Annotated in this window: 15 protein-coding genes; 6 read left to right on the top strand and 9 right to left on the bottom strand. The window is 67.3% G+C overall.

Features of this window, described 5'->3' with window-relative positions:
* The first annotated feature begins 14 nt into the window (after positions 1-14).
* Positions 15-2000, top strand: a complete 1986-nt coding sequence (locus AC5P65_RS02835; protein WP_111098696.1) for a transglycosylase SLT domain-containing protein — start codon at positions 15-17, stop codon at positions 1998-2000.
* 119 nt (positions 2001-2119) lie between these two features.
* Positions 2120-3340, top strand: coding sequence for a multifunctional CCA addition/repair protein (locus AC5P65_RS02830; protein ID WP_111098707.1), 1221 nt, complete (start codon positions 2120-2122; stop codon positions 3338-3340).
* Positions 3341-3419: 79 nt separating this feature from the next.
* On the opposite strand, the gene AC5P65_RS02825 is transcribed toward AC5P65_RS02830, so the two are convergent.
* From AC5P65_RS02825 to AC5P65_RS02815, 3 genes are read right to left on the bottom strand one after another with little or no spacing between them, the layout of a single operon-like run.
* On the bottom strand, positions 3420-3854 hold the full coding sequence (locus AC5P65_RS02825; protein WP_005419309.1) for an SseB family protein: 435 nt from the start codon (positions 3852-3854) through the stop codon (positions 3420-3422).
* A gap of 50 nt (positions 3855-3904) precedes the next feature.
* Positions 3905-4240, bottom strand: a complete 336-nt coding sequence (locus tag AC5P65_RS02820; protein ID WP_111098695.1) for a hypothetical protein — start codon at positions 4238-4240, stop codon at positions 3905-3907.
* Entirely contained in the window at positions 4237-5280 is a 1044-nt protein-coding gene (locus AC5P65_RS02815; RefSeq protein WP_111098694.1) for a S41 family peptidase, read from the bottom strand. The genes AC5P65_RS02820 and AC5P65_RS02815 overlap by 4 nt, the downstream gene beginning before the upstream one ends.
* A 411-nt stretch (positions 5281-5691) precedes the next feature.
* Here AC5P65_RS02815 and AC5P65_RS02810 point away from each other — a divergent pair, with 411 nt between their 5' ends.
* A complete protein-coding gene (locus tag AC5P65_RS02810; RefSeq protein WP_111098706.1) occupies positions 5692-6126 on the top strand; it encodes a hypothetical protein in 435 nt (144 codons plus the stop codon).
* An 88-nt stretch (positions 6127-6214) separates the two neighbouring features.
* On the opposite strand, the gene AC5P65_RS02805 is transcribed toward AC5P65_RS02810, so the two are convergent.
* The 6 genes from AC5P65_RS02805 to AC5P65_RS02780 all read right to left on the bottom strand — a co-directional run bounded on the left by AC5P65_RS02805 (position 6215) and on the right by AC5P65_RS02780 (position 15115).
* Positions 6215-9241 (bottom strand): autotransporter family protein, encoded by a 3027-nt coding sequence (locus AC5P65_RS02805; RefSeq protein ID WP_495215412.1) that lies wholly within the window; start codon positions 9239-9241, stop codon positions 6215-6217.
* A gap of 226 nt (positions 9242-9467) precedes the next feature.
* Positions 9468-10535, bottom strand: coding sequence for an acyltransferase family protein (locus AC5P65_RS02800; protein WP_111098692.1), 1068 nt, complete (start codon positions 10533-10535; stop codon positions 9468-9470).
* Positions 10535-11683, bottom strand: coding sequence for an N-acetylglucosamine-6-phosphate deacetylase (gene nagA, locus AC5P65_RS02795; protein WP_049481520.1), 1149 nt, complete (start codon positions 11681-11683; stop codon positions 10535-10537). The genes AC5P65_RS02800 and nagA overlap by 1 nt, the downstream gene beginning before the upstream one ends.
* Positions 11683-12711 (bottom strand): SIS domain-containing protein, encoded by a 1029-nt coding sequence (locus AC5P65_RS02790; RefSeq protein ID WP_021204669.1) that lies wholly within the window; start codon positions 12709-12711, stop codon positions 11683-11685. Before AC5P65_RS02790 ends, nagA begins: the two co-directional genes overlap by 1 nt.
* 7 nt (positions 12712-12718) lie before the next feature.
* Entirely contained in the window at positions 12719-13786 is a 1068-nt protein-coding gene (locus tag AC5P65_RS02785; protein WP_005411045.1) for a LacI family DNA-binding transcriptional regulator, read from the bottom strand.
* 39 nt (positions 13787-13825) lie between these two features.
* Positions 13826-15115 carry a sugar MFS transporter gene (locus AC5P65_RS02780; RefSeq protein ID WP_021204670.1) on the bottom strand — a complete coding sequence of 430 codons (1290 nt, stop codon included), beginning with the start codon at positions 15113-15115 and terminating at the stop codon, positions 13826-13828.
* A gap of 375 nt (positions 15116-15490) precedes the next feature.
* Here AC5P65_RS02780 and AC5P65_RS02775 point away from each other — a divergent pair, with 375 nt between their 5' ends.
* The 3 genes from AC5P65_RS02775 to AC5P65_RS02765 all read left to right on the top strand — a co-directional run bounded on the left by AC5P65_RS02775 (position 15491) and on the right by AC5P65_RS02765 (position 21812).
* Complete coding sequence (locus AC5P65_RS02775; RefSeq protein WP_111098690.1) at positions 15491-16507, top strand: glucokinase family protein; 1017 nt, start codon at positions 15491-15493, stop codon at positions 16505-16507.
* A gap of 143 nt (positions 16508-16650) precedes the next feature.
* A complete protein-coding gene (locus AC5P65_RS02770) occupies positions 16651-19350 on the top strand; it encodes a TonB-dependent receptor (RefSeq protein ID WP_021204672.1) in 2700 nt (899 codons plus the stop codon).
* 110 nt (positions 19351-19460) lie between these two features.
* A complete protein-coding gene (locus AC5P65_RS02765; RefSeq protein ID WP_111098689.1) occupies positions 19461-21812 on the top strand; it encodes a family 20 glycosylhydrolase in 2352 nt (783 codons plus the stop codon).
* Positions 21813-21870 lie beyond the last annotated feature (58 nt).

The raw sequence follows: 21870 nt of genomic DNA, 5'->3' as shown, positions 1-21870 counted from the left end.
AGCCATCGCCCGCTATGCTGGTCGCCATGACCCGACGCACTTCAACTGCCCTGTCCCTGCTGCCCTTGGCCACCACGCTGCTGATCGGCTGCGCCAACGCCCAGTCCCTCGACGCCCAGAACGCGCAGCTGAAGGCCGCGATCGCAGCCGCCGAACGCGGCCAGTTCGATCCCGGCCAGGCCGCTGCACTCAGCCGCCATCCGGCTTACGGATGGCTGGAGTACGCCAACCTGCGCCGTAACATCGACACCGTCGATACCGCGCAGGCACAGGCCTTCCTCAAGCGCTATGACGGCCAGGCCGTGGCCAACACGTTCCGCAGCGTGTGGCTGCCCTCGGTCGCACGCCGCCAGGACTGGCCCACCCTGCTCGCCAACTGGGTGCCCACCGACAACGCCGGCCTGCGCTGTGCGCAACTGACCGCTCGTCAGGTGACGGGCAAGGTCGATCCGCAGTGGATCAGCGAGGCGCAGGACCTGTGGCGCAAGAACGGCAAGTCGCTGCCGGACGGCTGTGATGCCGTTTTCGCCGTGCTGCAGGCGCAAGGTGGCCTGAGCGACGCCCTGCGCTGGGAACGGATCGATGCCGCCGCCGACGCGCAGCAGCCCGCCGTGATGCGCAGCGCTGCGCGTGGCCTGCCTGCCACCGACCTGGCGCTGGCGAACAATTACGCTGCCTTTGTCGACAAGCCCAATGCCAGCGCGTTGAACTGGCCGCGCAACGAACGCAGCCGGCGCATCGCCACCGATGGCCTGGCCAAGCTGGCCAAGGCCGACCCGGCCGCCACCGAACAGCAGCTGCCGCAGTACGCCCAGGCGCTGGGCCTGAGTGCCGCGCAGCAGGGCCAGGTGCTATACCAGATCGCACTGTGGACGGTGGCGTCCTACCTGCCCGATTCGGCGCGCCGCCTCAACGCGGTGCCGGAATCGGCGTATGACGAACGCCTCCACGAATGGCGCGTGCGCGAAGCGATGTCGCGCGGCGACTGGCCGGCGGCGCTGACCGCCATCCGCAAGATGGGCAGCAAGCAGCGCAGCGACCCGCGCTGGCGCTACTTCGAAGGCCGGATGCTGGAGAAGACCGGCCAGGCCCAGCAGGCGCAGCCGCTGTTCCGCGAAGCCGCACGCGCACCGACCTTCCACGGTTTCCTGGCCGCCGACAAGCTGCAGCAGGGCTACACGCTGTGCCCGTGGAAGCCGAATGACAGCGCGCAGGCACAGGCAGCGGTCGCGCGCGACCCGGCCATCCAGCGCGCGATGGCGCTGTACCAGATCGACCGCGCCAGCTGGGCCGTGGCCGAATGGAACAGCGCGCTGTCGCGCTTCGATGACACCCAGCGCCGCCTGGCGGTACGTGTCGCGCAGGACAACGGCTGGTTCGACCGCGCCGTGTTCGCGCTCGGCAAGCAGCCGCAGGAACAGCGCCTGTACGACCTGCGTTTCCCGCTGCACCACGACGCCACCATCCGCCGCGAGTCGGCACGCAATGCCATCGACCCGGCCTGGGTGGCTGCGGAGATCCGAGCCGAAAGCACCTTCACTCCGCGTGCGCGCTCGCCTGCCAACGCCATGGGCCTGATGCAGGTGCTGCCGGCCACCGGTGCCAGCGTGGCCAAGTCCATCGGCCTGACCGGCTACGGCGGCGCCGACAGCCTGTACGACCCGGACACCAACATCGCGATCGGCGCCGCCTACCTGCGCCAGCTGATGAACAAGTACGACGGCCTGCCGTACGTGACCATCGCCGCCTACAACGCGGGGCCGACGCCGACAGCACGCTGGCAGAGCCAACGCCCGGGCTTCGATCCGGATCTGTGGATCGAGACCATCAGCTACAAGGAAACCCGCGAGTACGTCGCCCGCGTGCTGGCCTTCAGCGTGATCTACGACTGGCGCCTCAATGGTGATGCGCTGCCGCTGAGCGACCGCCTGATGGGCCGCCTGGTCGACAAGCGCAAGCGCTTCAGCTGCGCGGCCGACGCCGAGCAGGGCGGCGATTGATCACCCGCCTTCTGTAGAGCCGAGCCCACGCTCGGCTGCTGTTCTGTCCGGTAGCGCTACCGCCTGAGCAGCCGAGCATGGGCTCGGCTCTACAAGTCGGGCATGCGATGATCCCGACCATGAAGATCTATCTTGTCGGCGGCGCCGTGCGCGACCGCCTGCTGCAGCGCCCTGCCGGCGACCATGACTGGGTGGTGGTCGGTGCCACGCCCGCGCAGATGGAAGCACAGGGCTACACCGCCGTCGGCCGTGATTTCCCGGTGTTCCTGCATCCGAAGACCGGTGAGGAATACGCGCTGGCGCGCACCGAGCGCAAATCCGGCCGCGGCTATCGCGGCTTCGTGGTCGATGCCGATCCGGCGGTGACGCTGGAAGAGGACCTGCAGCGCCGCGACTTCACCATCAATGCGATTGCCTGCGACGAAGACACCGGCACGCTGGTCGATCCCTATGGCGGTGTCCGTGACCTGGAACAGCGCGTGCTGCGCCATGTCGGGCCGGCCTTCGTTGAGGATCCGCTGCGCGTGCTGCGCGCGGCGCGCTTCATGGCCCGTTTTGCACCACTGGGCTTCAGCGTCGCCGAAGAGACCATGGCACTGATGCGCGAGGTCGCCGCCAGCGGTGAACTGGACGCGCTGGTGCCGGAACGCGTCTGGCAGGAACTGCGCAAGGCGCTGGTCAGTGAACGGCCCTCCGCCTTCCTGCGCACGCTGCACGATGCGCAGGCACTGGGCCCAATCCTGCCCGAACTGGAAGCACTGTACGGCGTACCGCAGCGTGCCGAATTCCACCCGGAAGTCGACACCGGCATCCACCAGGAAATGGTCAGCGACATGGCCGCGAAGCTCGCCCCCGGCGATGACCTGGTCGGCTTCGCTGCCCTCACCCACGATCTCGGCAAGGGCCTGACCCCGCCGGAGGAATGGCCGCGCCACATCATGCACGAGCAGCGCGGCATCAAGCCGTTGAAGGCATTGTGCGCGCGGTTGAAGATTCCCACCGAGCACCAGCAGCTGGCCGAAGCGGTGTGCCGCGAGCACTTGAACGTGCACCGCATCGACGAACTGCGCGATGCCACCGTGCTGGAACTACTGGGCCGCTGTGATGCGTTGCGTCGGCCGGAGCGCGTGGCCCGCATCGCACTGTGCTGCGAGGCCGACAAGCGCGGGCGGCTCGGCTTCGAGGACGCCGACTACCCGCAGGGCGAAACGCTCAAGCGCCTGCACCAGGCGGCGCTGTCAGTGCAGGCGCGGGATCTGGATACCACGCATCTGAAGGGCCCGGCCATCGGCGAAGCGCTGGCCAAGGCGCGGGTGAAAGCCATCGCCGCCGCCCGCTGATCCGCAACCGCCGTGGCGGCCGCGCACCGACTCCCATGGGTAGTGCCGGCCGCTGGCCGGCAACCCTATATCGCTGGCTTCAATGCGCCATCCCGCGGGTGATCGCCGCCGCCCGCTGCTTCAGCTGGGCCACGGCATCGGGAATCATCTCCATGCCCACGTCCAGGCCGGGGTTCAGCACCAGGCCGACGCCGTCGCCGATACCGGCCAGCAGCGCGTGCACCGCGATCGGCATGGCATGCGCGAACTGCGGCAGCTGCTCATGCCACAGGCCAGCGCGCTCGGGCGCGGTGAACACCGCGAACATCGGCTCGCCGCTCTCGCTGGTCAGCACCAGCGGCGAGATGCTCTCGTCCCAGGCGCCATCTTCGCCGATGGCCTTGTCCAGCAGCACGAACGCCGTCGAGGTCAGCAGGCCGTCGAGGAACTGCGCTGCGGTCAGCGTGCCGTCCTGGGCCTGCAGCAGGCGCACCTCGAGATCGTTGAGGGGTTCGAACGGGGTGTCGTGGTCCATGGTCGGTTTCCGGTACGTGATTGCAGGGCAGACTTTAACAGGCCCGCTCCTCAACCGAGGAATCCATGCCGCCACATCCACCCGGCCATCGCCAGACCGGCCACCACCACCAGCATCAGCGGCAGGCCAAGCCGGTGCCGCCACGGGATCGGCACCCCACCCAGCTGCTGGTCCATGGTCTCGGTATCCAGCACCCAGCCGTGCTCGCAACGGGTGCAGGCCAGCTCGTAGCGGCGCTGGTAGGTGAAGCCAAACAACAGGTCGATGCGCGCCATTTTGTAGCGCAGCTGCGGGGCGAATTCGGTTTCCGTCTGGCAGCGCAGGCAGTGGTGGGCCTCGGTGGGGCCGACGATCAGCACCCGTTCCTGTTGGCCGATCAGGATCATGACCGGGTGCCCTGGCAGGCGGGCTGGGCCAGCAGCCAGGCTTGGGCGGCGGCCACGGTGGCGGCGTCACCCTCGACGCGCTGGTCGGGCTCGATCTTCAAGCCGTCGCCACGATCATTGCGGTCCCGCATCACGCTGGTGGTCAGCAGCAGGCGGCTGCCATCGGCAAGCGTGTGCACGACATTGCCAGTGGAGACACCCGCAGTGGGCTGACCGAAACTCCGCGTCTGCGGACGACCACGCCACGCCAGCGCCGAGGCCTCGCCCGAACTGCCGGTGCGCGGTCCGAACAGCACTGCCACCGGCGCGCCGGGCTGCCGCAGCACATACCCGGACTGGCCGAAGTCCAGCACCGACTTGCCTGCACGCTGCACGGCGGTCGCGGTCAACGTCCAGCGCTCCGGCCCCTGTGCGGTTTCGAACGACCCCACATCTTCGTTGTTCACTACCGAGGTGCGCAGCAGCGGTGCCATGCCCAGCAGCATCGGCCACATGTTGCCACCGCTGTTGTCACGCAGGTCGACGATCCAGCCACAGCGCGCGCCGTCGTCCTTGCTGCGGATGACCTGCTGCCACCGCGCAGCACGCTCGATGTCCTGGCGGAACTTTTCCTGCGGCGTCGCGCCCGGCGTGGAGGCGTAGCCCTCGATGACCACCCAGCCGATGCGCATATCCACCGCATCGGCCGCCTTGGCCCGGTCCACGGCGGCGGCGCCGGCCTGCTGCGCCCGCGCAAGGAATTCGCTCTGGCGCTGGGTCGTCGTCCATACGCCGTGATTGCCCGTGCTGACCGCAATGGCTTCGCGCAGCAACGCCAGCCGCTTCACGGGGTCGCCCTGCACCGATTGCAGTCGTGTGCGGGTTCCAGGCCAGTCCACCCGGTCGCGATATAGCGCCTGCCGTTCAAGCAGGTTGAGGATCTCGGCCTCCGCCTCCGGTGAGGGCACTTCGATTGCCTTGGGCGTATCGGCCATGGCGTTGGCAGCCACCAGCGCGATCACCAGCGCACCAATGCGACGCACTCCCTTGCGAACCTGCATGTGACGTTTCCTTGTCGTTGAGGCAGGCGCACAGCATAGCCCGCAGGTGATGGCTTTCGCCATGCGCGAACTGTCGTATCTGGCCCCGCCGCGGGTTGCAGCAAGACAGCGTGCACGCGATCAGTAAATTGCAACTTTGCCCATGTCATTGCCATGTAGAACGCGAGAAGGTTGCCTCCGTCGGCGCCTCCTGCGCTGGCCGGGATTGGCGTCCTGAATCAAACATCAAAGAGAACGGGTTGCCGTCGTTGCGGCAATCACGACAATGCACCGGCTCGCCTATGGCGGGCGGTGCGTGGGGATCCTCGTGATCCGTCGGCTTTTTTTCTCTTTGATTTTGACCGGCACGCCAACCCGCACCGCCCGCCACCTTGCATGCCGCAGGTGGCCTTGCTCCGTGAGGTTGCCGCCATGAACAAACCCTTCCCCACCTATCCACGCCTGCAGGCACTGCTCGGCGCCGCGTTGCCCGGCCTGCAGCTCTCCAATGCCGTAGCCGAGGCATTGGAAGATGCGCTCACCGGAGCCAACGAACAGGCGCCGCCGTCCGCATTCTTCGCGCGGTTGCGCGGCATCACGCACAGCCACGCTGCCGATGGTCAGGCGTGGCGCGAGCGGCAACTCAGCGAGGCGCGCGGTCGGGAACTGGCCGAGGCGACGCGCTGTCTTGCCGCATTGTCCGCCTGCGGCGGTGTGTTGCTGGCCGCACAATCGGCGCGCGAGATGGAGGACGCGGCGGCACAGTGTCCGCCGCAGGTGGAGGAAGGCCTGCTGCATGCGGTGGTGGTGTTGGCCGATCATGCCGGGGCGCTGGTGGAACCGGATGCGTGCGCACCGCTGCTATAGAGCTGCGCCTATGCCCGGCTGCGCAGAGGTCATGGCGTGGGTGGGATTCGTGCCGACCAAGGTCGGCACCTACCCAAGGTTGCGGTTGTCACCAGTCCGCGCGCAGGCCGATGTTGCCTTCGATGATGCGGCGCTTCTCGTTGCGGTCACCGCCCAGCTCGCGCGTGTAGTCGGCCACCGCGTACGCGCTGATGGTGCGGTTGAAGCGCCCTACCACGCCGACACCGGCTTCGAGCGCGCGTGAGCGCTGCGAATTGATGATCGTGTCGTCGTCGAAGCGGATGCGGTCCTCGCCGGAGCGGCCATGCCGGTAATTCAGCTTGAAATACGGCTGCCAGCCGTTGTCGGCCAATTGATAATCGCCGGCCAGACGCAGGCCGATGCGGCCGGTCCAGGCGTTGTCGTTGTCGAAACGCACGCTCGACACCTCATCGCGGCGGTCGTCCAGCGACGTGCGTTGCCAGATCACCTGTAGCTGCGGTTCCAGCCACCATGCGGACTGCCCAAACCGCAGCAGCGGCTTGCCGGCCTCCACAGACACGCTGGTGCCATCACCGCTCAAGCCGAAGCCAAGCCCGCGCGAGGAACGCACGCGGCCGTCGTAACGGCTCTGCATCGCCACGGCGTCGATGTAGCCGCCGCTGCTGTCGGTGAACGTCCAGTACAGGCCCACGTGCTTGTCGTCCAGGCGGTTCTGGCCCACCTGCACGTTCTCCCAGCCCAATGCCAGGCCGGTGGTCTTGCCCTGCGCGCGGGTGCGGCCGACGAACACGCCGATCTGGTTGCGATGGTTGTCGGAGGCAGCGGCCCACACGTCGAGACCAGCCTGCAGGCCCATCACATCGCCATCGAAGCCGGGCTGCGCATCGCCCTTCCAGTGGATCTCGCTGCTCTGCCCCACCAAGCGGCCCCAGGCGGTGCGGAATGCGCCCTGGTTGTACAGCAGGCGCTGCTCGCCCTGCCGCTCGTGGAAGGTGCCGAGGCTGGCCAGCGAGGTCTCGCGCAGGAGCGGCGGCACCACGGCATAGGTGGCAGTCTCCACGCGGTACAGCGGCACCACCGCGCCCTCGGCGGGGCGTGCACCCGGCGTCGGCGGGGCACCGGTTCCGGGCAGCGCACCGCCGGCCACTGGCACGTCCGGCACGGCTGGATCGCTGGGTGGCGCCACCGGCGCGGGTTCCGGTGGCGGTGGTGGCGGCGCGGTCTCGCCCGCGGTCAGGTCCGGATCGGTGGCGCCTTCGGGCGGCGGCGGCGGTGCCGGGATGATCGGCGGCGGTGGGGCCACTGGAGGCGTCAGCGGTGGCGGTGTCGCGCTGCCGCCACCGTTGGGTGCTGGCGTCGGCCCGGTCACCAGCGTCGAACGCAGGTACCAGTTCTCGGCGGTACCGGCACTGACACCGCCCTTGAACAGGAAGTACTCGTAGGCACCGGCCGCAACCGGTGCGAACAGCGAGAACGCGCCCGGCGCGGTGCGGCCACCATTCAAGGCCTGCACCACCAGGATGCCATCGGCCAGCGTGGCGGCGCCGCTACCGCCGGCATTGAGCACGCCGATGCCGGTGGTCCCGGTGGCAGTACCGCCGTCGATCACCAGACGGTCGCTGGTGGACTTGTCCGCGCCCAGCACGGTACGCAGGTAAAGGCCACCGCCATCGCCTCGATAATTGCCACGCACGGTGAACACGTCGCCCGCGCCGGTACCGGTCAGGTCGATGCGCCCGGCGTTGACCATCTCCACCAGTGCGCCACTGTTGAACGGACGGATGGCATGGCCGCCACTGCCCGCATACACGGTACTGGTGTCATCCACGGTGAGCGTGCCGGTGCCGGTTGCGCTGTCGCCCAGCACCAGGTCGCCATCGAAGCTCAGCTCGGTGCTGTTGGTCAGGCTGATCGTCTCCCAGTTCTGGAAGCGGCCCACGCCCGTGGTCTTGACGTTGCTCAGGTTGAGCTGGTCGATGCCACTGCCGCCGTCGAACAGCGGCACCGCACCTAGGTTGCCTTGGTTGAGGTTGCTGAGGTTGGCCACGTCGTTGTCCGGGCCCATGTCGATCGCGCCGTAGACGATGCCGCCGCCATTCCAGTTGAAGGTGTCATCGCCGGTACTGAGCAGTACCTGCCCGCGCACGGTGCCGTCGGTGATGGTCACGCTGTCGTTGCCGCCGCTGACGCTTATGTTGCCGCCGATGTAGGCGGTACCCGAGATGATGATGGTATCGGTGTCGAAACCGGTCACCACATTGCCATCCACGGTGCCGCCGGACTGGTCCCACAGGTTCTTGTCCAGCTTCATGTTGACGCGGCCGATGCGGCCACCGGTCATCCAGGCCTGGTCGCCATCCTCGAACGCGCCGATGATGCGGCCACCGCTCATGCGGAAGGTATCGATGTTGTCGCCCTGCTGCAGCGCGCCGACCGTGCCGCCACTCATGACGAAATCATCGCGGCCACTGCCTTGCGCTACCAGGCCGGTGACGGTGCCGCCGGTGACGGTCATCTGGTCATCGCCGTTGCCCTGGTCGACGCTGTCGATGGTGCCATTGCCCAGCAGCAGCACATCGTTGCCATCCCCTTGCAGGACGCCGCCGCTGATGCTGCCGGCCTGCATGTCCAGGCGGTCGTTGCCTGAATCGAACTGTACGCCGGTGCGCCCGCTGATCGTTCCGCGGTTGACCAGCACGCTGTCGCCCGCACCGACGAACTGCAGGGCGGTGTTGTTGCCGCTGCTGATGCTGCCCGCATTTTCGACACGGCTGCCGCCACCGAGCTGGACCGCCACACCGCCCACCGAACTGATCGTGCCCAGGTTGGACAACAGATGCCCACCAGCACCAACAAGCGAAATCGCGCTGCTGCCACCGCTCTGCTGCAGTTGTGCCGTGTTGGCGATATTGATGGTGATGCCGGCCGCGCCATTGGCCGTGATGGGAACAGTCTGCGGGTTCGGCGCATTGGCATCGCAGGTGACCGTCTGGCCGGCGACGGGGGCGGCGCTGTCACAGCCGGCCCAGGCGACGCTGGCACTCAGCAGCATGACGGACGGGACAGCCAGGGCCTGCAGCACGGAAACGGTGAGGCGGCGCGGACGGAAAGCGCGCGGAACGGCACGGGACATACAGCACTCCTGGACAAGGGATCAGGAACTGCGGATATGCGGTACTGCGCAGGCAGTCTGCCGTGTGGTGAACGGTTTCGATAGGTGAAATTGCGTGGCGGCCATCACAGTTCAGTTGCGAACTTGATCGGCCATCACCCCACCTCCACGTGGCTGAAATTATTCATCTTTGCAGCGGTCACAGGCCGCGCGGAGAGCATCCACGCATGGCGTGGATGAGGTGCCATCAGATCTTCAGATAGATCTTCCGCCGGTCCAGCCACCATGCCACGCCCCACCACAGCGCGACAAACACCAGCGCCTGCAGCATGGACGCCAGCTCCAGCGCCTGCGGCATTGCGGTGGCCAGTCGCTGCCAGACCCACCCCCAAACCCCGGTAGCCATCAGCACCACCGACATCACCGATGCGCCCAGATACGCCGTGATCGCATTGACGCCGAAGCGCCGGCCCAGCGCCGGCCAGCCCTTCTGGTCGATCAACAGGTGGCCCAGCCACAGCCACAGCGCCGCCTGGCCACCGGTCCACAGCACGTAGCTGGGCGTCCACAACTGCTTGTTCAACGGCAGCACCACCGCCAGCAGCAGGCCCAACACCGCAGTCGCCACACCCAGCCCGGCCAGCGCCGCGGCACGTCCGCTGCGCAGCAGGCCTCCGGCCAACAGCCCGAGCACGGTACTGGCCAGCGCGCCCAGCGTGCTCAGCAATCCTTCCGGGTCATGGCCCTGCCCGGCATCGGCGTGCCATTGATAGATCCACGGCGCGAACAACGCGGTATCCAGGCGGCTGGCCGGGTTGGTCCATGGCGCCAGGTCACCGATGCCCAGCAGCAACACGGTGTACCCCACCAGCAGCGCGATCAGAGCGCCCACCTGCACGCGCGGCCGCGCGTAGACCGCCAGCACGCCCACCAACGCCGCACACACCGCGATGCGTTGCAGCACGCCCCAGATGCGGAAGTGATGGGTATCCAACGCCCACCAGATCAGCAGGTGCAGCAGCGCACCGGCCAGCAGGATGCGCAGCGCGCGCTCCAGCACGCCGCGCGCCAGTGCAGGTCGCGCCGACACGTCCAGCGCGCGCGGCGCTACGCTGAACGCCATCGACACGCCCACCAGGAACAGGAAGAACGGGAACACCAGATCGGTGGGCGTGCAGCCATGCCATTCCGAATGGCGCAGCGGTGCGAACACCGCACTCCAGTCGCCCGGGTTGTTGACCAGCAGCATCGCCGCCACGGTGATGCCACGCAGGGCGTCGATCGAGCCCAGTCGGCGTGGCGGCGTCGGGTTCATCAGGCGGCCTCGTACTGTCCGGCAATCCAGGTGCCACGCACCTGCAGGGCATCATCCAGCAGCACCAGGTCGGCCTGGTAGCCCTCGGCGATGTGCCCCAGGCGGTCGTCGACGTTGAGGAACTGCGCCGGGTAAGTCGAGGCCATGCGTGCGGCTTCGGCCAGCGGCTGGCCGAGCAGCTGCACGGTGTTGCGCACGGCGGTGGCCATGTCCAGCGCCGAGCCGGCCAGCGAACCGGCGGCATTGCGCACCACGCCGTCGATGGCGGTGATGGTTTCGCCGTAGAGCACGTAGCTGGGATCATCGGCACCGACCGGCGGCATCGCATCGGTCACCAGCAGCAGGCGGCCGCGCGGCTTGGCCGCAAGCGCCACGCGCAGGCTGGCCGGATGCACATGCACGCCATCGACAATGATGCCGATCCAGCTGTCGCGGTCTTCCAGCGCAGCGCCCACCGCACCGGGCTCACGGCCCTGCAGCGGCGACATCGCGTTGTACAGATGGGTGAAGCCACGCACCCCAGCATCCAGTCCGGCACGAATCTCTTCGTACGTGCCAGCAGTGTGGCCAGCAGCAACGATCACGCCACGTTCGACCAGCGCACGGATGGTCTCCAGCGGCACGCGTTCCGGCGCCAGTGTCAGCAGGGTCACGCCGTTGTCCAGCGAGGCGGCCAGCGCGATCTCTTCTTCGTCCGGCACGCGGAACTTGCTGGCATCGTGGGTGCCCTTGCGCGCCGGCGCGATGTACGGGCCTTCCAGGTGGATGCCGATCACGCCGGGCACGCCCTGAGCGATTGCTTCGCGCATCGCAGCGATTGCTTCGCGCATCACGTCCACATCGTCGCTGATCAGCGTCGGCAGCATCGCGGTGGTGCCGAAGCGCCGGTGCGCACGCGCGATGGTGCGCAGCGAGGCGACATCGGGCGTGTTGTTGAACAGCGCGCCGCCGCCGCCATTGACCTGCACATCGATGAAGCCGGGCAGCAGCCAGCCGCCGTCCAGATCGATCTGCTCGGCCGCCTGGCCCAGCTGCGGTGCAGCGTCAGGCAGCAGCGCGCTGATGCGACCGTCCTCGATCACCACCGCCAGATCGTCGCGGAACTCCTCGCCAGCCAGGATGCGGGCGTTGCGCAGGACCGTGGCCATCACACCGTCTCCGTAACCTTGTTCAGATGCGGCGGCAGATCCGGGTTGAAACCACGGCGCAGCGCCAGCGCGTTGATCGCGCGATAGAAGCTCTGCACGGTCAACAACGGTGCGCACAACGGATGCGGCGCTGCAGCCACCGGCAGGTTGCCGCCGGCCCCGGCCAGCCACACCTGCGCGCCCCGGGCAGAAAATTCCTCGACCACCGCGCGGGTGCCGGCGCCGGTTTCATCGGGCTGCGCGAAGGCCAGCACCGGGAATCCACGGTCAACCAGCGCCATCGGGCCGTGCTTGACCTCGGCCGAGCTGTAGGCTTCGGCGTGCAGGCTGCAGGTTTCCTTGAACTTCAGCGCCGCTTCCTGGGCCGCCCCCAAGCCCAGGCCACGGCCGAGCACGAACAGGTTGGTGGCCTCGACCAGGCCTTCGGTCACCGCGCTCCAGTCGCACTGCCACGCCTCGCGCAGCGCGTCGGGCAGCAGGTCCAGCGCCGCACGCAGGCTGCTGTCCTGCTTCCAGTACGCGGCCAGCTGCAGCAGCGCGGCCAGCGACGCCAGGTAGCTCTTGGTCGCCGCCACGCTCTTTTCGGCACCCGCGTGCAGCGGAATGACCGTGTCGGCCAGCTGCGCCAGCGGTGAATCCTCGACGTTGACCAGCGCGATCACGCGCGCACCGGCCGCCTTGGCGGCCTCGGCGTTGCGCAGCAGGTCCGGGCTCTTGCCCGACTGCGAGATGACGATGAACAGTGCGCCGCGCAGCTGCAATGGTGCGGCGTAGACCGACCCCACCGATGGCGAGGCCGACGCGACCACCAGGCCCAGCTGGGTTTCCAGCAGATACTTGCCATAGGTGGCGGCATGGTCGGAGCTGCCGCGTGCACAGGTGACCACGAACGGCGGCGGTGCAGCACGCAGGCTGGCGGCCAGGGTTTCGATGATGGCGTGGTTGCGCGAGAACTGGCGCGCAACCACGTCGGCCGCTTCAGCGGCCTCGGCGAACATCAGGGTGGACGTGGGGTCTGACAGCGACATGGCAGGCTCAGGCAGGATCGGAAGGAAGGGGGCGTGCGCCGGCGGGGCGCATCGGCGCGGTCGAACCACGCACCACCAGCTGCGGCACGAAGCCCTGGTTGTGCAGCGGCGCCGGCGCGTCGTCGTAGGCATCGCTGCGCAGCTGCGCGATCAGCAGGCGCGCGGCGTGGCGGGCGATGTCTTCGGTGGCCTGCTTGGCGGTGGTCAGCGGCGGCCACGACTGGCGCGAGAACGGGCTGTCCTCGAAACCGGCAATGGACAGGTCGTAGGGCACGTTCATGCCGGCCGACTTTGCGGCTGCCAGTACACCGGCGGCGATTTCATCGTTGGAACCGAAGATGGCGGTAGGTGGCTCGCGCAGCGCCAGCAGGCGGCGCGCACCGCGGAAACCGTCATCGAAGGTGTAATCGCCCTGCACCACCAGGTGCTTGTCCACGGTCATGCCGTAGTCCTTCAGCGCGGCTTCGTAACCGGCGTAGCGCTCGCCCGAAGACCGGTGCGAGCTGCCGCCCCAGAGGAAGCCGATGCGCTGGTGGCCCAGCTGGATCAGGTGCTCGGTGATCTCGTAGGCGGCCTCGCGGTCGTCCACGAACACACAGGCGCCATCGGCCGGGTCTTCGGTGGCGGCGATGATGCGCACCAGCTTGATGCCGCGCGCGGTCAGCGCCTGGATCAGGTCGCGGCGCTCGGACATCGGTGCGGTCAGCACCAGCCCGGCCAGGCGCGAACGCTGCACCCAGTCGGCCAGCTCGTCGGCCAGCAGCGGCGAACTGGAATCGCAGGGGTGGATCTGCAGACCGAAACCGGTCTCGCGGCAGGCGGCCAGCACGCCGTTCTGCACGCCGATGATGTGGTACGGGTTCGGGTTGTCGTAGACCAGCCCGATCACGAAGGTAGTGCCGCTGCGCAGGTTGCGCGCGGACGGATCGGGCTCGTAATCGAGTTCAGCAATGGCACGCAGCACCCGCGCACGGGTGGCCTGCATCACCGAGGGCTCGTTGTTGATCACCCGCGAGACCGTCTTCAGCGAGACCTTGGCCTTCTCCGCAACGTCCTTGATGGTCGCTCTGCGCATGGGTTTTCCCTGGGGTTGGCTGCCGTCCATCATCGCCGATCAGGCCTTGTCCTGCGGCAGGCCGGCGCGATGGCCGATCACCGAATAGAACAGGATGTACAGGTAGCACGGCACCATCAGCAGCACGAACACCAGCTGGAAGTCGATGTGCTGCTTGAGCACGGCGAACAGCTGCGGAATGATCGCGCCGCCGGCAATACCCATCACCAGCAGGGCCGAGCCGGTCTCGGTGAAGCGACCCAGGCCGCGGATCGCCAGCGGGAAGATCGCCGGCCACATCATGGCGTTGGCGAAGCCCAGCAGGGCCACGAAGGCCACCGACACGTAGCCGTGGGTGGCCCAGGCGCCGAGGCAGAACACCACGCCCAGCACCGCCGAAATGGTCAGGTAGCGCGACTGCGAGACCACCTTGGGGATCACCAGCAGGCCGACCACGTAGCCGATGAGCATCGCGCCGAGGGTGAGCGAGGTGAACATCTTGGTCTGGTCCAGCGGCAGGTCGAAACCATGACCGTAGGTACCGATCGCATCACCGGCCATCACTTCCACGCCGACGTAGACGAACAGGCAGAGCACGCCCAGCCACAGGTGCGGGAACTGGAAGATGCTGCTGCGCTCGGCTGCGCCGGCGGCCGTCGGGGTGGCGTTGGCCTCGGAGGACTTGATCTCCGGCAGCGGCGAGAACAATACGGCGACGGCCAGCAGCACCAGCAGGCCCGCCATGGCCAGGTACGGCGCATGGATCTTGGCGGCGAACTCATTGAGCAGGGCCACTTTGGTGACCGCGTCGGCCGCCTGTACCTGCTTGTCCAGGTCACCGATGCCATGCAGTACCAGGGTGCCGATCAGCACCGGCGCCAGCATGCCGGCGATCTTGTTGCAGATGCCCATCAGCGCGATGCGACGCGCTGCGGTCTCGATCGGGCCGAGGATGGAGATGTAGGGATTGATCGCGGTCTGCAGCAGGGCCAGGCCGCTGCCGATCACGAACAACCCGCCCAGCGCGCCCGGGTACCAGCGCTGGGTGGCGAATTCACCGAAAAGCGCGGCACCACCGGCCATCACCAGCAGGCTCAGACTCAGGCCCTTCTTCATGCCGGTGCGGCGCAGGATCCAGGACGCCGGCAGGGCCAGGAAGAAATAGGACAGGTAGAACACCATCAGCACCAGGAAGGCACCGACCTCGCTGAGTTCGAAGGCCAACTTGACGAAGGTGATCAGCGGGCCGTTGAGCCAGGTGAAGAAGCCGATCAGGAAGAACAACACGCCAACGATGGCGATGGAGGTGGCCACGTTCGGGCGCGCGCTTGCAGCGGGGACGGCGGACATCAGGAGGGCTCCTGCGGCGACGGCCGCAGAACGCGGCGTCGGAGAGTGGCTGGGAACAACGTTGTCACATTCTTTCGATGGACAGCCGCGGTTTGTCAACTTCCACGCGCAGCCCTGTGAACCTCGTGCTGCACTGCGCAAGTCCACCGCGGTACGCCCCGCTGAATGCGCGGCAGTCCTAGAGCCACGTGCGGCAATGGTTCCCACGTGAAACCCGCACTCACACCATGTAAACGTTTACTACACGCCGCGTTCGTTGCAACGCAGCAACGAAAGTGTCACGAACTCGTTGACATCGTTGTCAGCGCGGTTACAGACTCCGCCACAATCGCCGCCCCGGTTCCGGGCCGGCCCCACCTGACAGCAGGAGCCCGCGTGACCGCCAGCCACCCCGCCCCGGCCCATGTCCTGTCCCGCGTTGCGCCCTCGTTCCTGGCCGCCGACGTCGGTGGCACCCATGTGCGCGTGGCCCGGGTCCAGGCCAGCGGCGATGCCGCCCACCCGGTGCAGGTGCTGGAGTACCGCAAGTACCGCAACGCCGACCATGCCGGTCTCAGCGCGATCCTGTCCGACTTCCTGGGCGAAGGCCCGCGGCCCACGCACTGCGTGGTCGCCAGCGCCGGCTACGCCCGCGAGGACGGCACCGTGATCACCGCCAACCTGCCGTGGCCGCTGTCGGCGCGCCAGGTGGAAGCCGACGTCGGCCTGCAGCGGGTCTACATCGTCAACGACTTCGAAGCAGTGGCCTACGCGGCCGCGCAGGTGGACGCCAGTGGCGTGCTGCACCTGTGCGGGCCGGAAAGCGCCGCACGCGGTCCGACCCTGGTGGTCGGTCCCGGTACCGGTCTGGGCGCCGCGCTGTGGATCCCCACCGCGCACGGCCCGGTGGTTCTGCCCACCGAGGCCGGCCAGCCGACCCTGGCGGCCAGCACCGAACTGGAAATGGCCATCGTCCGCCACATGCAGCGCGACCGCGCGCACGTGTCGATCGAGCATGCGATCTCCGGCCCCGGCCTGATGAACCTGTACCGTGCGGTGTGTGCACTGCAGGGGCAGGCACCGACCCTGGCAAGCCCCGACGCAGTCACCGCCGCCGCCATGGCCGATACCGATGCGCATGCGCGCCAGGCGCTGGACGTGTTCTGTGGCCTGCTCGGCAGCACCATCGGCGACATGGCGCTGTTCTACGGCGCCCACGGTGGCGTCTACCTGGCCGGCGGCATCCTGCCGCAGATCCGCGAATACCTGCACGCCAGCACCTTCGTCGAACGCTACCTGCAGAAGGGGCCGATGGGCGAAGCGCTGGCACGCATCCCGGTGAAGGTCGTCGAACACGGCCAGCTGGGCGTGGTCGGCGCTGCCAGCTGGTACCTGCAGCAATCGGCCGCCTGACACCGCAACTGGCTTCAACGCAATCGCAGCACGCAGTACGTGGCACGCCAACGCACGGGACTTCGCCGCCGCCCCGCGCATGTCATCGCAACCGTAACCGAACACCGCCGCCGGCACCCAATCGAGTGATGAGGAGAGACATCATGAACACCCGCAAGACCCTGCTTTCGGCCGCCATCGTCAGCTGCATCGCCTTCAGTGCGCACGCGCAGCAGGCGGCCCCGACCGCCACCGATCTGGACACCGTGACCGTTACCGGCATCCGTGGCTCGATGGAAAAGTCGCTGGACACCAAGCGCGAAGCCAATGCGCGCGTGGAAGTGGTCACCGCCGAAGACGTGGGCAAGCTGCCCGCGCACAATGTTGCCGATACCCTGCAGCGCCTGCCGGGCGTAAACATCAGCTCGTCCAGCGCCGACGAAGGTGGCTTCGATGAAGCCGACCGTGTCAGCCTGCGCGGCACCAGCCCGAGCCTGACCCAGACCCTGATCAACGGCCACAGCGTCGGCTCGGCCGACTGGTTCGTGCTCAGCCAAGGTAGCAATGTCGGCCGCAGCGTCAGCTACACCCTGCTGCCGTCGGAACTGGTGCGCTCGGTGGAGGTGAACAAGTCCTCGCAGGCCAAGCTGCAGGACGGCGGCACCACCGGCACCGTCAACATCCTCACCCGCAAGCCGCTGGAATTTTCCAAGCAGATCACCGCTGAAGCCTCGATCGGCGCGGTGCGCTCGGACCAGGCCAAGTCGACCGACCCGCAGCTGTCGGGCCTGTTCAACTACAAGAACGACGACGGCACCTTCGGCGTGATGGTGCAGGGGTTCAGCCAGAAGCGTGAACTGCGTCGTGAAGCGCAGGAAATCCCGTCGGGCTTCTTCAAGATCGACCCGAACGGCACCGTAGCCAAGTCCAACCCGGACCTGGCCGGTGTCTATGCGCCCGCCCTGCTCGGCTCGACCCTGTTCGAGCAGACCCGCGAGCGCAAGGGTGGCCTGATCTCACTGCAGTTCAAGCCGGCCGACAATCTGACGCTGGGCCTGGAAGGCTTCAGTTCCAAGATGGAAGCCAACAACTACAACCGCAACTTCATGTTGTGGGGTAGCAAGATCATGGGCGACGACAAGGACGACGCCGGCGTGATCACCCGCCCGGGCCAGGCCCCGCTGCCAGGCTATGTGGTCAAGGATGGCGTGCTGACCAACGCCAACTTCGCAGGCGTCGCCGGTACGCCGTACGCGGTGTACGACATGATCTACCGCGAGGCCACCGCCAAGAGCAACTACATCACCCTCGATGCCGACTGGCAGATCAACGACAGCCTCAACGCCAAGTTCCAGGCCGGCAGCACCAAGGGCACCGGCACCACGCCGCGCCAGTTCATCGCGGAAGTGACCGTGGCTGACGGCGGCGGCGCCAACTGGACCACCCACGGCAACGGTTCGCCGGTGGACTGGAACGTCGGCGGTGACATCAGCCCGAACGGCGTGACCAGCTTCGGCACCTGGGGCAACCAGGAAGTCACTGCCGAAGACAAGGAAAAGTGGTTCACGGCGGACTTCAATCAGTACTTCAACGATGGCGGCGTGCTGAACTCGCTCGACTTCGGCGTGCGCTATGCCGACCACAAGCGCGAGGCGCTGTCGCCGGAAGGGGCAACGCCGGGCGCGATCTGGGACGCACTGAAGGGCGCCCCCACCGGCAGCTTCCCGGGTGGCTTCGCCGGCGGCATCGGCGGCAATTTCCCGCGCAACATCTGGTACTACACCCCCGGTGCGCTGAAGGACGCAGTGCTCAACAACTCCACCTGGCTGGCCGGCAATGACGGCCCGACCGGTCGCCACAACTATGGCGCCGAGTGGAAGGTGGCCGAAAAGAACTTCGCCGGCTATGTCCAGGCCAACTTCAGCGGCGACCGTTGGAGCGGCAACGTCGGCCTGCGCTACGTCAACATCAAGCAGGACATCGACACCTACCAGGCGGTCAGCGATATCGCCAACGCCGACGTCAGCAGCCTGTTCGGCAAATGGAAGGCGCTGTCGTTCGAAAACAAGCACGACCGCATCCTGCCCAGCGCGAACCTGAAGTTCGATCTGGCCGATGACCTGGTGTTCCGCTTCGCCGCGTCGCAGACCCAGACCCTGCCGGACTTCTCGGCACTGGGCGCATCGTCCTGGGGTTCGGACCTGACCAAGGTCGGCGGTGGCGGCAACCCGAAGCTGAAGCCGGTGCTGTCGACCAACTTCGACGCCAACCTGGAGTGGTACTTCATGCCGCGCGGCCTGGTGTCGCTGGGCGCGTACTCGATGAACCTGAAGGACTACGTGGCCTTCGGCACCCAGACCCAGATGCTGTACAGCGAGCTGAGCAACCAGCTGGAGGCCTACCAGGTCGCCGTGCCGGTCAACGCCGACGGCAAGGTCTACGGCATGGAGTTCGCCTACGAACAGCCGCTGGGTGAGAACTTCGGCCTGAACGCCAACTACACCTACGCCGACGGCAGCACCTCCCACACCTGGGAAGACGGCAGCAACAACCTGCTGGGTACCTCGAAGAACACCTACAACGTGGGTGCCTACTTCGAGAATGATACCTTCGGTGCGCGCGTCAGCTACACCTACCGGTCCTCGTTCCTGATCGGTCTGAAGGGCGCGAGCCCGTACTACCAGGATGATTTCGGCACACTGTCGCTGTCGCTCAGCTACAAGGCGACCGACTGGATGAGCGTGAGCTTCGATGCGCTGAACCTCAACAACCCGACCCTGAAGTACTACCAGAGCGCCTCGATCCCGAGCGCGTTCTATGAGAACGGTCGCCAGTACTACCTCAACTTCCGCTTCAAGTACTGATCCAGCGGCGGCAACATCGCCGAGTCGTGCACGCACGCCGGGCCTGGTCATTCCGGGCCCGGCGTTTTTCATGTATAGCGTTCATCGCACCGTTCCAAGGAGTCGTTCCGATGGTCAAGCCTTCCCGCGCCCGGATGCGCAGCGCGCTGCTGGGCAGCCTGATTGCCCTGCTGCCGGCACTGCCGGCGCTGGCCGCCGATCCCACGCCGGCCACCGAAGCACCCGGCCCGCAGCTGCGCACCGGCAGCCTGATGCTGATTCCCGCGCCAGCCACCGTGCAGCGCGGCCAGGGCAGCGGCATCACCGTACGCGCCGATACCGCGCTGCACGCCGAAGGCGAAGCCGCGCAGCGCGTCGCCACCCAGTTCACCGACCTGCTGGCGCGCAGTGGCGGTCCGCGCCTTACGCCGGCCAAGGGCAAGACGGCAGCCGCCCCGGGCGGCATCCGCTTCCAGATCGTGCCCACCTTCCGTGACAGCGGCGAGAGCTACACGCTGGAAAGCACCGCGCAGGGCGTGGTGATCCAGGCCGGCAACGAAACCGGCCTGTTCTACGGCGCAACCACGCTTGCCCAGCTGGCCACGGGCGGAAGCAACGGCGTGCTGCCCGCGGTACAGATCCAGGACGCGCCGCGCTTCAGCTGGCGCGGTTTCATGCTCGACTCGGCACGGCATTTCCAGAGCCTGGACGAGATCAAGCGCGTGCTCGATGCGATGGCCGCGCACAAGCTCAATACCTTCCACTGGCACCTGACCGATGACCAGGGCTGGCGCATGGAGATCAAGCGCTACCCGAAGCTGACCGAGGTGGGAAGCTGCCGCCTGCCGGCGGGTGATGGCGGCGTCGATCCGGCCAATGGCCAGGAGCATCCGTACTGCGGCTTCTACACGCAGGAGCAGATCCGCGAAGTGATCGCCTATGCCGCCAAGCTGCATATCCAGGTGATTCCGGAAATCGACGTGCCCGGCCATGCCACCGCCGCGATTGCCGCGTACCCGGAACTGGGTTCGATCGACACCCCGCTGAAGCCGATCAGTGAATGGGGCGTGTTCCCGAACCTGTTCAACGTGGAAGACAGCACCGTCACCTTCCTCGAGAACGTGCTGGAAGAAGTGATCGAACTGTTCCCTGCGAAGTACGTGCACGTGGGCGGCGACGAGGCAGTCAAGGACCAGTGGGAAGCCTCGAAGCAGGTGCAGCAGCGCATGCGTGCACTGGGCATCAAGGATGAAATGGCCATGCAGAGCCACATCATCAAGCGCCTGGAGACCTTCCTGGAGAAGCACGACCGGCGCCTGATCGGGTGGGACGAAATCCTCGAAGGCGGCCTGCCACCGCAGGCCACGGTGATGTCGTGGCAGGGCACCGAAGGTGGCCTGGCCGCGGCCAGTGCTGGCCATGACGTGGTCATGTCGCCGGTGGGCTACCTCTATCTGGATTACCTGCAGACGGCCTCGCCGAACGAACCGCCGGGCCGCCCGGCCCAGGTCAACCTCGGCAAGCTGTACAACTACGAGCCGGTGCCGGCCGAGCTGGCGGCCGACAAGCGCCAGCACATTCTCGGTCTGCAGGCCAACATGTTCACCGAGCACACGCGCACCTACGCACGCCTGCAGCACAACCTGTTCCCGCGCCTGGCGGCAGTGGCCGAGACCGGCTGGAGCACGCCGGAACATCGCGACTTCCGCGATTTCCTCGCGCGCCTGCCCGCGCAGCTGCAGCGCTACCGCGCCTGGGGCCTGGCCTACGCGCAGACCCCGTTCGAAGTGGGCGTGGACTACACCAACAACCGCGCCGCCAACACGGTGACCGTGTCGCTGGCCAATCCGCTGGGCTATGAAGTGCGCTACAGCACCGATGGCCAGCCGGTGACGGCGCAGTCGCCGCTGTACCAGCAGCCGCTGACCGCGCAGCTGCCCGCTACCGTGCAGGCCGCCGCGTTCTACCAGGGCCAGATGCTGGCGGCGAAGCCGACGGTCGCGGCGTTCAGCGCACAATCGCTGCTCAGCCGCCGCAGCGATGAGCTGCTCAGCTGCGTGGGCAAGAAGGGGCTGGTGCTGCGCCTGGAGGACGATGGCCCGCGCGAAGGAAATCGCGCGGTGTTCAACGTGGATATCTTCCAGCCCTGCTGGCGCTGGCCGCAGGCGCAGCTGGACGGCGTCGGCAGCGTGGAAGTCCGTGCCGGGCGCATCCCCTACTACTTCCAGCTGGCCCACGACGAGCCGAAGCGTCGCTTCGAAAAAGCGAGGCGCGCGCATGGCGAGATGCAGGTGCGTCGCGGAGATTGCAGCGGCAAGGTGCTGGCCGAAGTACCGCTGCCGGCCACGCCCGATGCCGATGGCTTCGTGACGCTGCGTGCGGCGCTGCCGAAGGGGACGCAGGGCACCGGTGACCTGTGCATCAACTTCACCGGCGACACGCGCCCGGCGATGTGGGTGCTGGATGAGGTCACGCTCAGGTAGGTGCCAACCTTGGTTGGCGCTTTGCGGCCGGATCCACGCATCGCGTGGATCTACTGAT

The organism is Stenotrophomonas sp. YJH_SMC_48-3, assembly GCF_059369375.1.
This window is presented reverse-complemented; position numbering and strand designations above follow the sequence as displayed.